Source organism: Capnocytophaga sp. H4358 (assembly GCF_002302515.1).
Classification (GTDB): Bacteria; Bacteroidota; Bacteroidia; order Flavobacteriales; family Flavobacteriaceae; genus Capnocytophaga; species Capnocytophaga canis.
Window position 1 is genome coordinate 1,075,138 of sequence record NZ_CP022380.1, and the last position, 12,133, is coordinate 1,087,270.

Below are 12,133 nucleotides of genomic sequence, written 5' to 3' on the forward strand. Positions count from 1 at the left end.
ATTTAGATATTCAAATATTTTTCAAAATAATCCGTCTTGCCTTTCAATTCTTGCAAATATAAATCATCTTCTTTTTCCAGCAGAATGGCATATTCATACCTGCGAAATGTCTGCAAAATCTCTGAAATAGAATCACTTATAATTTTTAAAGTAATCTGAACGCGATTGTTATAAGTATTTGAAATTAAGATACCTAATATTCGCCCTTGATGAGACTCTACAATCTGAGCAATTTCACTGAACGAATATCTTTCTTGATCTTTTTCCAAAACAACAAAACTACCCTTTTCTTTCAAAAAAGGCATTTCGGAGAAAAATCCCATCAAATCCTGCAAAAGGTAGTAACCTATGTATTGATTTTGTTCGTCCAAAACAGGAAGAATGTTGGTGTCATATTTTGCAAAAAGCTCCATTGCTTCCTCCCATTTTGCAGTTTCTTTTATGAAGAAAGTATCTAAGTCGTACAAAAAATCACTTATTTGTTCGTCGTGAGAAGCAATTTCTATAGCCTCCAAAGGTAACATTCCAATGAAATGAGAAGCGTTCAGAATAGGAACGTGTGAAACCTGAAAAGAGTCCATTACCGCAACCACCTCTTTTACAGTGGAATGTGGGGTAATGATAGGTAATTTCGTCTGTAATGAATTATGAATGCTCATCACTAAAGGTATTTTTATGCAAAATAATTAAATTTATTTGACATAACCCATTTTATGAACATATATTTTTGAATGTCGATAAAATAACTGTACTAAGGAGTTTCTATTCAGTGTACTTGATTACAAAATATACATCCGACGCTCTCAAAGGCACTCTATGGTAACTCTAACTAACGGGATGACAAGGTAAAAGAAAAGGATTTTCAAAGCATAATAAATTGTTAGAAACAAGAAAAGCTCCTATAAGGAGCCTTTCTTGTTTAACTTTATTTTCATGGTAGGAAAAATTGCCTAAAATCTGTAGCCTACTCCAATTTTGATGCTGTGGTATTTTGTTTTAGAATCTTTAGCAACTTCCGAAAGTCCTAAATCATAACCCGCTCCAACGATAAATTTTCCAAATTCAACACCACCACCGAAGTTAAGTCCAAAAGTAAAACGATTATCTCCACCTTCTTTAAACGCATCTTTAGCATCTTGCATACCCACCAAACCGATGTTGGCAAATGGTCCCGCAACTAAAAAAACATCAAAAGTTTCCACGTTGATTTTAGTTTTCGCTAATACCGGAATTGTTAGACCTAAGACGGTTCCTTTATTTTCACCCCTCTTACCTCCTTTTGTATCCAATAGCAAACCTGTTTCAATTCCAAAAACTTCGTTTAAATAATAATCATACGTAGCCCCTACGTGAAACCCTATGTTGTTATCGGTTGATCTCCCTTCTCCTGACATTTTGTTGAGATTCACTCCTGCTTTAACAGCCAATCCGCCCTCTTGAGCCAAACCTAATGCACTTACGAAAGCAAATGCTACACTAAATAAAAATTTCTTCATGCTTTTTAATTTTTAAAATGTTAACAACAGGGCAAACATACAACTTTTTTTTGAATTAAAAAAATGAGTTATTATTTTGGTTTTACAACTACTTTATCTCCTTTTTTCAAATTTTTACTTACCAGAGTGTACGGGCCTGTGATGATTTCATCCTCTTTTTCAACCCCAGAAATAATCTCAATATTTGTATTATCCTGAATACCAGTTTGTACTGCTCGAAGTTCTGCTTTTCCATCTTTCATTACGAAAACGGCTTCTTGGCGTTTGTCAGCATCTTCTTCAGGTGTTTCTGGATCAATTTCAGACATTTTTTTTATTACAATAGCACTGATGGGTACGGCTACCACATCCTTTTTCTTCATTGTGATGATATCCACCGTGGCAGTCATTCCCGGGCGGAAAGGGGAATAGGTCGAGGGTTTTCCTTGTAACAAATCCTCATAAGAACTTTCTTCGATATGTATTCTCACTTTGAAATTGGTTACTTGATCAACACTCGCTACCGAATTTGCACTATTAGCTATGTTGGTTACTACGCCTTTAAACGTACGTTTCAAATAAGCATCAACCTCAACGTTTACGCTATCCTTCTCGTTTACTTTAATGATATCATTCTCATTCACATCCACCTCTACTTCCATACTTCGGAGGTTAGCAACACGCATAATTTCGGTTCCCGTCATCTGTACGGTTCCTACCACTCGTTCGCCTAATTCCACGTTCAATTTGGAGATAGTTCCATCGGCGGGAGAAAAAATAGCCGTACGCTTTAGATTATCTTGAGCTTCGGAGACACTTGCCATTGCACTTTGTACACTAAATCGTGCGGACTCACGATTAGCCTTAGCTATCTCGTAAGATGACACTGCCTTATCCCAATCGGATTTTGAGATTACACCTTTGTCGAACAACGTTTTACTACGCTTGTAGCTTTCTTCGCTCTCTCTCAATCCCGCCTCAGCCTGTTGTAACGAAGCTCGTACGTTCTCCAATCCTGCAACGCTTCGGTTCACCACCGATTGGTAAATATCCGGATTGATACGCACCAACAAGTCGCCTTTCTTCACACTTTGCCCCTCAAGCACAGGTAAATCAATAATTTCTCCCGATACCTCTGACGAGATTTTTATTTCCAATTCGGGTTGTATTTTCCCTGTAGCCGCCACTTTTTGTGTCAGGGTTGCTAAAGCTATTTTTTGAATCTCTACTTCTTTTCCATTAGGTTCACCACCAAACCAACCTGCTTTTTTTCCTACAATAAGGAGTATAATTCCTAAAACAACTGCCCCAATAATAATCGTTTTTTTGCTCATATAGTTTCTTTTTTTATTTAAGGTATGTAAATTAGGGAAATCCGAGAAATTATACATCTCTCAGATTTAAGCCAAATCATCCATACTTTATTTTTCGCCAAAATAGTACTGCAACACTTTTATCTTGAAAATATATTTATACTTCGCTCTAATGTATTCATTTTCAGCATTTTCATATTGTGTTTTTGCTTGGTTAAAATCAAAGGTAGTCATCAACCCTACATCGTGTCGTTCTTTTGAATAGAGATAGGATTGTTCTTTTGCTTGCATTGTTTTTTCGGAGGCTTCGAATAATTTTCTCGCATTCGACGCATCTGTATATGCTTGATAGACTGTTCTTTCCAAGTTCAATACTGCCTGTTCTTTATTCCATTCGGCTTTGAGCAAGTTAAGTTGTTGCCTTTTGATATTGCTTTTGGTTGAAAAACCATTTAAAATTGGAATAGAGAGTCCTAAACCCGCGTACATACCCTTGTTAGCATCCAGTTGATCCAAAAAATTCTGAGCTTGGCTTTTTGACCAACGAGTGTTGTATCCCCATTGAGCAGCCAAACGAGGCGAATAAGCTGATTTTGATAATCTTAGGCTATTTTCTGCTAACTCCACATTGGCTTGAGCGATTTTAATATCCTGCACTACCTCTTTAGCTCGTTGAAAAATCTCATTAGGATTCTTTGACAGAACGTCCGTAATAGGCACATCAAACGAAGTATCTGCGATTTCAAAATTTTGATAATCCTTCAAAAGCAACAGTTGAGCTAATCCCATTTTGGATATGAACAACATATTCTCGGTAGCAATGATTTGCTGTTCCTGTGCAAACACCTGTGATTCAGCTTCGTACACATCTCCCTTTGGTAAAGAACCTGCCTCAATCAAATCCTTTGTACGTTCCAACTGCTGTTTTGATATTTTGGACTGTATCTTTAGGTTTTTCAATTGCTCTTTGTTTGAAAGTACGTCCAAATAAGCATTGATAACCATCAAAACAATATCATCTTTCATCTTTTCGAGGTTGTACTGAGCCGCCATTCTGCCAAGTTCAGCCCGTTTGAGCTGTCGCCAATTTCGCAAACCAGCAAAAAGAGTCATATCCATACTTACTCCTCCTGATGCCGATTGAAAAAATGTATTTTCAAATTGGTTGGTCACAGGATTGATATTCTTTCCCTCATTCAAACTGTAGGTCATATTTGAATTTAAAGAAGGTACAAATGCCCCACGAGCTTGTAACTTATCCACATCTGAAGCACTGAGGTCTATCTCGGATTGTTTGATAGAAATGTTTTTCTCCAAAGCGTGGTTAATGCAATCTTCCAACGTCCATAAAGTTTGGGCATATCCCAATGCAGGAAACAAAAATAAGTATATAAATCTTCTCATGTTACATGATTTTGCCCGCCCAAAGTACTACATTTTTTTGAAATAAAGATGTTTTTTGAGCGTTTTTTTTAAGTTTCAGCCTCAAAACATTGATATACAACATATTCTTTGGATGTGTTTTGCAAATGTCAGATATATCTACAGATTACGCATGTCTGTCACAAAAACTATTTTCCTAAAAAACTCACAAAAGGTTTGCTTACTTCGTTTTTTTTTTCCACCTTTGACCATTCCGATTATTCCAAATTAAAAATAATAGGAATGATACGGACTTTGGTTTGTTTTTTTAAAAAAATATTAATTCTAATGGCACGAAAAAAGATTTTAAAGCGAAATATATTTTTACTTCTAACCGTTGTACTGGCTTGGGGTTGTGATGACTCCTCTACTCCTGCTCCAACACCTGTTGAGGAAATTGTTGAAAAGCTACCTGTTATTGAATATGGATTCAATCTGGACGACTACACTATCGTTAAAGACACTCTAAAATCTGGCGACACCTTTGGGAAGATTCTACAAAATCACAACATTCAATCCGTTGAAATTCACAATATTTCCAATAAAATCAAAGAGACTTTTGACCCTCGAACGCTACGTGTTGGTAAAATGTACGCCTTACTTTTCGACAAGAAAACCCCTGAAAAGCTACACAGTTTCGTTTACGAACCTTCCATAACGGAATACTATGTAATTCAAATGGCCGATTCAGTTTCGGTTCGAAATGAAAAAAGAGCTATTACGCTTGTTGAAAAAGAAAAAGCTGGTTATATCAAAAGTAGTTTGATTGAGTCCGCTTTGGATGTAGGCATGACTTACAACGTAGCCTTTAATTTGTCGCAAATCTTTGATTATACCATCGACTTTTTCCATTTGCAACAAGGGGATAACTTCAAAATCATCTACGAAGAGCGCTATGTTGAAGATTCCATCTATGCAGGAGTAGCAAACATCAAGGCAGCATACTTTGAACACAAAGGAACTCCTTACTACGCTTTTAACTACGTAACGGATTCAGTTTCTGGAAAAAGAGATTTCTATGATGAAAAAGGGAATACAATGAAACGTATGTTTTTAAAAGCTCCTTTAGAAATTTTTAGAATCACCTCTCGTTTTGGAATGCGTTTCCACCCTGTTTTGCATAGGATGAAAAATCACTTCGGTACGGACTATGCTGCACCTCACGGAACTCCTATCCGAGCTACAGCTGCTGGAACGGTTATCGAAGCAGGATATAACGGAGGAAATGGTAACTACGTAAAAATCAAGCACAATAACACCTATACTACACAATATTTGCACATGTCAAAAATTTTAGTGAAAAAAGGACAACACGTGCCACAGGGACACGTTATTGGAAATGTAGGAAGTACAGGACTGGCGACAGGGCCTCATGTGTGCTACCGCTTCTGGAAAAACGGAAAACAAGTTGATCCTCTAAAAGAAAAAATGCCAGAAGCAATCCCTATGGATGAACGTTTGAAAGAAAAATATCTGCAAGATATCAGTACATTAAAACAACAATTAGATGCTTTGACAGCAACCAAGGTCGAAGAAGAAAAATTAGAAATTTCATTGGAAGAACAAAATCAGGTTACACAATTATAATAGATATGTTAAAAAATATAAACCCTACGCAAACAAAGGCTTGGAAATCATTACAAGCTCATTTTGAAGAAGTAAAAGACATTCACATCAAAACTCTTTTCGAAAAAGATGCTCAACGAGCTTTCAAATTTTCAATAAACTGGAACGATTTTTTGGTAGATTATTCCAAAAACCGAATTGATGAGAAAACTCTTGAGCTATTACTACAACTGGCTGAGGAATGCGAACTGAAGGACGCTATAAACAAGTATTTTGAAGGAGATCTTATTAACGCTACCGAAAAAAGAGCTGTACTACACACAGCGTTACGTGCTGATGAGAATAGCAACATTCAAGTAGATGGAGTAAATGTTCTACCAGAAGTAATTTCTGTCAAAAAACAAATGAAACAGTTTTCAGAGGATGTGATTTCCGGAAAACGCAAAGGATTCACGGGTAAAGCCTTCACCGATGTGGTTAATATCGGTATTGGAGGTTCTGACTTAGGGCCTGTAATGGTTTGTGAAGCATTGAAATACTACAAAAATCAGCTGAACATACACTTTATCAGCAATGTAGACGGTGACCACGTGATGGAGGTTATCAAACATCTTAACCCTGAAACAACACTTTTTGTGATTGTTTCAAAAACCTTTACAACACAAGAAACTCTTAGTAACGCAACTACCGCTAAAGCATGGTTCCTGAAATCAGCAAAACAGGAAGATGTTGCAAAACACTTTGTGGCTGTATCGACGAATTTGCCCAAAATTGCAGAGTTTGGTATTGCTTCGGAAAATGTATTCCCCATGTGGGACTGGGTTGGGGGACGTTTTTCTCTATGGAGTGCGGTAGGTTTAACAATAGCTCTTTCAGTAGGTTATGACAATTTTGAGAAACTACTACAAGGAGCTAACAAAATGGACAAGCATTTCAGAACTGCAGAATTTAAAAATAACATCCCTGTGATTACTGCCCTTTTGAGTGTATGGTATAACAATTTCTATCACGCAGAAAGTCAAGCGATTATTCCTTACACACAATATCTACACCGTTTCCCTGCATATTTGCAACAAGGCATCATGGAAAGTAACGGAAAATACATAGGACGTGACGGCAAAGCGGTTAATTACCAAACAGGAACTATCATTTGGGGCGAACCCGGAACGAATTCACAACATGCTTTCTTTCAACTTATTCACCAAGGTACAAAATTAATCCCTACGGATTTCATCGGATTTAAAGAATCGCTTTACGGAAACACAGACCATCACAACAAACTTATGGCCAACTTTTTTGCTCAAACCGAAGCGTTGCTCAAAGGCAAAACAGAAGCCGAAGTACGTTCTGAAATGGGTAACAACGTGAACGAAAGTCTTGTACCTTTCAAAGTTTTTGAAGGAAATAAGCCTACTACCACCTTTTTAATTGAGAAATTAACTCCTGAAAGTTTAGGAGCTTTGATCGCTATGTACGAACATAAAATTTTTGTAGAGGGAATTATTTGGAATATCTACAGCTATGATCAATGGGGCGTAGAGCTTGGTAAACAGTTAGCAAACACTATCTTAAAAGACATTGAAACTGTGAACATTTCACAACATGACAGCTCTACAGAAGCTCTGCTACAAGCGTTTAAAAAATAATTTTTAACGCTTCAATACCACTTATATCGTATTAATTTTAACAAATTATATAGTATGAAAAAAATTTTATTCTTATTCATGATAGCAACTTTTTTTGTTGCTTGTGGAAAAGACACGGATAGTACCGTTGCGATAGCTCCACCAGATTGGATACAAGGGGAATGGTATACTTTTGATGGAAAAAAAAGAATTATGTTTAAAACGAATGATTTTTGCTTTAAAGAAAACGAAAAAGCAGATGATTGCTACAAAGGAAAAATAGATTCTAAAGCAATTCGAGTTACGAAACAAACATCTGAAAACAAAAAGCATTACACGATTACGTTGACAGATGCCCAAGGAAAGAATACAGAATATGTATTTACTTGGGAGTCTGGTTCAAGAATTAGCTATAAAGGAACTACTTACATGAAAGGATAAACAATTTTGCTTTATTATCTTTTTAGAAAAATTCAACAAACTTTGTCAAATCCTCTGTAATTAAGATTTGACAAAGTTTATTATCTCACAAGCAAGATAATATGTTATTTAATTCGATATTCGAAACACTCAAAACTTACTCCAACGAACAGAAAGCCAAGGAAATGAGTCGGTATATGAAAAATAATTTTCTTTTCTTAGGGGTACAATCTCCTATTCGCAAGAAAATTACAAAGCCTTTTCTCGCTACACTTAAAAAAGATAATGCTATTGCTTGGGAACTTATTGAACAATGTTGGCAGAATCCATATCGAGAACTACAGTACTTCGCTTTGGATTATTTGGGTTTGAAAAAAGAGTTCCTTACTCTCGCGGACATTCCAAAACTTAAGGATTTGGCACTGCGTAAATCTTGGTGGGACTCGATTGACCAACTGGATAGAATTATCGGAGGTATCGCACTGCGGTTCCCTGAGTTAAATCATACTCTTCTCGTATGGAGCGTTGACGATAACTTTTGGCTAAGACGTATTGCAATTGACCATCAACTGCTCCGAAAGGAAAAAACTAATACAGATTTATTAGAGAAAATCATAGTAAATAACCTCGGACAAACGGAATTTTTTATCAATAAAGCCATTGGATGGTCTCTTCGGGATTACAGCAAAACTAATCCAGAGTGGGTACGCGATTTCATTAAAAGACACGAATCTAAAATGACAAAATTGAGTGTCAGAGAAGCCTGTAAATACATTTAAATCATAAACATATTTTGAATTTACACAAATTTTTAAACTATTTTTTACATAAATATATTATTGGTGACATGATATACATCAAAACTTTAGAAGAGATTGAGATAATGAGAGAAAGTGCTCAGGTGGTTTCACGAACTTTGGGCGTTTTAGCAAAAGAAATCAAACCAGGTATTACGACCCTGCAATTAGATAAAATCGCAGAGGAATATATCCGAAGCCAAGGAGCAGTTCCTGGTTTTTTGGGGCTCTATGGATTCCCTAACACCTTATGCGTCAGTCCAAACGCTCAAGTAGTTCACGGTATCCCAAACAACATACCTTTGCAAGAGGGTGACATCGTTTCGATTGATTGTGGAGCATTAAAAAACGGTTTTTATGGAGACCACGCCTATACTTTTGCCGTTGGCGAAATATCTGATGAGGTAAAAAAACTCTTGCAAGTTACTAAAGAATCTCTTTACGTAGGCATACGTGAGTTCAAAACTGGAAATCGCGTGGGAGATGTAGGTTTTGCTATTCAGAACCATTGCGAGAGACACGGATATGGCATCGTCCGAGAGCTCGTGGGACATGGTGTTGGCAAAAAAATGCACGAAGATCCGGAAATGCCCAACTATGGAAAACGCGGAAATGGAAAACGATTCCGAGATGGAATGGTTGTGGCTATTGAACCCATGGTAAACATGGGAACACACAAAGTAAAGCAACTTAGAGATAAATGGACGATCCTAACCGCTGACGGACAACCATCGGCTCATTTCGAACATAATGTTGCCATCGTAAACGGAAAACCAAAGTTACTTTCTACCTTCAAATACATATATGAAGCTCTGGGTATTGAAAGTGATGAAGAAAAGGAATTCGAATTCTCATAGGCGTTATCTGAAAATAATTGAACTATGTTTTTTCAGTACTGATAAAGGATAAACAACCATCCTTAAAAGGTGTAATCAACTAATTTACAATTAATTAGGTTTTGCTTAAAATAGACAAAGGTTTATGTATTTATGCTCAAAACCCTACAGAGTTTTTATTACTGTACTCAAAAACACTACAAGGCTCCTATAACAAAATCATCGCCTATTACGCCCTTGTAAAAGTTGCGTTCTGGGCGATGCTATCAATATATTACTAGTAACTACAGCTCAACCCCAAATAGAAATCATCTTTATATCACCTTTGTAATGAGTCCATTTGCTTATGGCAATATAAATAAATCCCCCTAAAAAAGATTTTATGACCTTTTTAGGGGGATTAAATACTATCTACTTGCGTTTGCTGTCCAAGTTTTTCCGTCTTTCGAGTATTTGATTATCAGAGTTGAAGCCGTAATGCGAATGACTTTTAATCCCTCCTCTAAATCAATGTTTATTAGATTGTTGTTTCCTTTTTGCATCTTTACGCCCGAAAGGTCTTCAATCCCGTCAGAAAATCTGAAATAGTAGTCATCTCCTACTTTGGCTACTGTTACAGAGCCTTTGTCAAAGTTCTGTTCTCCATCGCTACTCTTATAACCGATACTACCTTTGTATGTACCAACAAAGATGTCATTATCAGCAGGGTCATCACTCTTACTGCAAGAAAACAATACTGCCGATAGGCAAATCATACCTAAAAATGTAATTAGTTTTTTTCATTTTGTTATAGTTTTATGTTATACGATAAATAAAATACAACAATCGTGCCAAAGTTTTGTTTTTTAATTTTTATTTTAAAATTAAGCGTAATAAAAATGTATTTTAACAGTTTTATTTTAACATTTTCTTTCCGTTATTAATTTATGTTGAATAAAAGTCTTTTAGGTTTGTTTTTGATGAAAATCAGAGTTTTCAAAATTAGTATGGTTTAGATGTTTTTGATATCCTAGAAATATGCAGCGTTTTAAAATAAAAAAGAAGTTGCCCGAAAAGGGCAACTTCCTTTTTTACTGTACGCACTTACTTCTAATAAGGAGTATTACTTATAGCTCGTTTTGTTTGCAAAGAGGATTACCTATAATTTCACCGTAAGGAATAGCAAACTGCCAAAATTTACTGTCCATTGTTTTTGGTAAATTTACTGCGTTTATGCCAGAATTACGGTCAATTGCAGTCTGCTTCTCCGGTCCAGTCAAGTAAACCTGAATATTTTTTGACTTTAGACGATTTGGAATTACTCCTAAGCGTTTCATGTCAAAAAATCGTTGTCCTTCCATCCAAAGATCAATACGTTTGTTTCTCATAATCTCCTCTTTCAATGCATCACCTGTAGCAACCGTATTGTAATCTACATCGCGGGTTTTCATAATTTCGTTAAGCGTAGCCTGTGCATCTGAATCTTTACCTTGTCGAGCTTGTGCCTCAGCTAAGATGTAGTACATTTCTGCCAAACGCATCAAAACAGCATCTCCTCTACTATCAGAGTTAGATAAAGCCTTATATTTAATGGATTGACCAGTTACTTCCCATTTAGGATCTTTCTCCCCTCCTGAAAAATATTCTGCATCTGCATCTGCTGGAATTTTATCTCCTCTATCAAGGCATACCCACCATTTGCGTCTTACGTCCTTTTCGCCCATTTGATCATAGATATCTCTATTAACTGCATAGCGTAATGATTTATTATGCCCTCTAAAATTATATGAATAAGAGGAATTAAAATGAAAAAAATACCCTTGTTGTTCTGCATTTTGAGTATATCCCCACATCCATTCAGTAGCACTATAATTATTAAACCCATCAATCAGTGCATTTCCTACCTGAAGTGTAGCTCCTGACTTATCAATAGCTAACTTAGCATATTTTTCAGCCTTAGCCCATTCTGATTTTGTCAATGCAATACGTGCTGCTATACCACAAGCCGTAGAATAACGAATAACATTCTTGAACTTTTTGTCTGGAGCATTTTTTAAAAATTCCAATGCTTTTTCCATATCTGCATCAATAAAGGCATATACTTCTGCTACGGTTGAACGTGGTAGGTTGTCTTCTAATTTATCTGGTGTACGAATAATTACCCCTAATTGACTGTTAGTTCCTCCTGCCTCATATCGTTTTGCAAATAACTGTACCAAATTATGGTAGGCGAATGCTCTTAAAGCATGAGCCTGTCCCAAAATAAATTGTCTCTGCTCTGGAAGCATATCAACCTGTTCTACTCCTAAAAAAACCTTATTTGCATGCTGAATTATTGTATAGTAGTAATCCCAGGTTTTATAGTTAATGAATCCATCAGCATGAACCTTGTGATGGTCTTGGTAACGATATACTGGCATATGATACGCTGGTTTTGTGTTAATCATATCATCTCCAAGCATATCTAATTGAGCAGCAATCCCTTGTTGTCCTAATCCTCCTACTTGTCCTCCATGATTGTACATATACATCATGTTATGGATACCATTGGCGATAGCCTCCAATCCCTCAACAGTAGTTTCAGCATCAGTTTGTCCCATTCGATTAGAAGGTTTTGTTTCTAAAAAATCTTTTGAACATCCTACGGCTAAAATCAATGAGAAAATTAATATTGTTTTGTAAAATCTATTCATTTTTCAA

11 protein-coding genes are annotated in these 12,133 nt (G+C 36.2%); 5 read left to right on the top strand and 6 right to left on the bottom strand.

Annotated elements, in window-relative coordinates:
- Positions 1–2 precede the first annotated feature (2 nt).
- The 4 genes from CGC49_RS04630 to CGC49_RS04645 form a co-directional block, all read right to left on the bottom strand.
- Positions 3–659: a CBS domain-containing protein gene (locus CGC49_RS04630; RefSeq protein WP_095911962.1), complete on the bottom strand. Its 657-nt coding sequence runs from the start codon at positions 657–659 to the stop codon at positions 3–5.
- 291 nt (positions 660–950) lie between these two features.
- Complete coding sequence (locus CGC49_RS04635) at positions 951–1,496, bottom strand: porin family protein (RefSeq protein WP_095911963.1); 546 nt, start codon at positions 1,494–1,496, stop codon at positions 951–953.
- 71 nt (positions 1,497–1,567) lie between these two features.
- Positions 1,568–2,809: an efflux RND transporter periplasmic adaptor subunit gene (locus CGC49_RS04640; RefSeq protein WP_095894449.1), complete on the bottom strand. Its 1,242-nt coding sequence runs from the start codon at positions 2,807–2,809 to the stop codon at positions 1,568–1,570.
- Positions 2,810–2,896: 87 nt separating this feature from the next.
- Positions 2,897–4,192, bottom strand: coding sequence for a TolC family protein (locus CGC49_RS04645; protein WP_042343854.1), 1,296 nt, complete (start codon positions 4,190–4,192; stop codon positions 2,897–2,899).
- 306 nt (positions 4,193–4,498) lie between these two features.
- Here CGC49_RS04645 and CGC49_RS04650 point away from each other — a divergent pair, with 306 nt between their 5' ends.
- The 5 genes from CGC49_RS04650 to map all read left to right on the top strand — a co-directional run bounded on the left by CGC49_RS04650 (position 4,499) and on the right by map (position 9,475).
- The gene (locus CGC49_RS04650) at positions 4,499–5,797 is read left to right on the top strand and encodes a peptidoglycan DD-metalloendopeptidase family protein (protein WP_095911964.1); all 1,299 of its coding nucleotides are present in this window, start codon (positions 4,499–4,501) and stop codon (positions 5,795–5,797) included.
- 5 nt (positions 5,798–5,802) lie between these two features.
- A complete protein-coding gene (pgi, locus tag CGC49_RS04655; protein ID WP_042007697.1) occupies positions 5,803–7,422 on the top strand; it encodes a glucose-6-phosphate isomerase in 1,620 nt (539 codons plus the stop codon).
- 54 nt (positions 7,423–7,476) lie between these two features.
- Positions 7,477–7,842, top strand: a complete 366-nt coding sequence (locus CGC49_RS04660; RefSeq protein ID WP_042346979.1) for a hypothetical protein — start codon at positions 7,477–7,479, stop codon at positions 7,840–7,842.
- A gap of 101 nt (positions 7,843–7,943) precedes the next feature.
- Complete coding sequence (locus tag CGC49_RS04665; RefSeq protein ID WP_095911965.1) at positions 7,944–8,600, top strand: DNA alkylation repair protein; 657 nt, start codon at positions 7,944–7,946, stop codon at positions 8,598–8,600.
- Positions 8,601–8,668: 68 nt separating this feature from the next.
- The gene (gene map / locus CGC49_RS04670; protein ID WP_042343858.1) at positions 8,669–9,475 is read left to right on the top strand and encodes a type I methionyl aminopeptidase; all 807 of its coding nucleotides are present in this window, start codon (positions 8,669–8,671) and stop codon (positions 9,473–9,475) included.
- A gap of 386 nt (positions 9,476–9,861) precedes the next feature.
- Here the strand turns inward: map and CGC49_RS04675 are convergent, their stop codons facing one another.
- The gene (locus CGC49_RS04675; RefSeq protein ID WP_095893561.1) at positions 9,862–10,209 is read right to left on the bottom strand and encodes a hypothetical protein; all 348 of its coding nucleotides are present in this window, start codon (positions 10,207–10,209) and stop codon (positions 9,862–9,864) included.
- Positions 10,210–10,560: 351 nt separating this feature from the next.
- Entirely contained in the window at positions 10,561–12,126 is a 1,566-nt protein-coding gene (locus CGC49_RS04680; protein ID WP_095911966.1) for a RagB/SusD family nutrient uptake outer membrane protein, read from the bottom strand.
- Between the last annotated feature and the right edge of the window lie 7 nt (positions 12,127–12,133).

Coding starts and splice junctions, on each gene's coding strand:
- CGC49_RS04630 (WP_095911962.1), bottom strand. CDS start 659: ATGAGCATTCATAATTCATTACAGACGAAATTACCTATCATTACCCCA.
- CGC49_RS04635 (WP_095911963.1), bottom strand. CDS start 1,496: ATGAAGAAATTTTTATTTAGTGTAGCATTTGCTTTCGTAAGTGCATTA.
- CGC49_RS04640 (WP_095894449.1), bottom strand. CDS start 2,809: ATGAGCAAAAAAACGATTATTATTGGGGCAGTTGTTTTAGGAATTATA.
- CGC49_RS04645 (WP_042343854.1), bottom strand. CDS start 4,192: ATGAGAAGATTTATATACTTATTTTTGTTTCCTGCATTGGGATATGCC.
- CGC49_RS04650 (WP_095911964.1), top strand. CDS start 4,499: ATGGCACGAAAAAAGATTTTAAAGCGAAATATATTTTTACTTCTAACC.
- pgi (WP_042007697.1), top strand. CDS start 5,803: ATGTTAAAAAATATAAACCCTACGCAAACAAAGGCTTGGAAATCATTA.
- CGC49_RS04660 (WP_042346979.1), top strand. CDS start 7,477: ATGAAAAAAATTTTATTCTTATTCATGATAGCAACTTTTTTTGTTGCT.
- CGC49_RS04665 (WP_095911965.1), top strand. CDS start 7,944: ATGTTATTTAATTCGATATTCGAAACACTCAAAACTTACTCCAACGAA.
- map (WP_042343858.1), top strand. CDS start 8,669: ATGATATACATCAAAACTTTAGAAGAGATTGAGATAATGAGAGAAAGT.
- CGC49_RS04675 (WP_095893561.1), bottom strand. CDS start 10,209: ATGATTTGCCTATCGGCAGTATTGTTTTCTTGCAGTAAGAGTGATGAC.
- CGC49_RS04680 (WP_095911966.1), bottom strand. CDS start 12,126: ATGAATAGATTTTACAAAACAATATTAATTTTCTCATTGATTTTAGCC.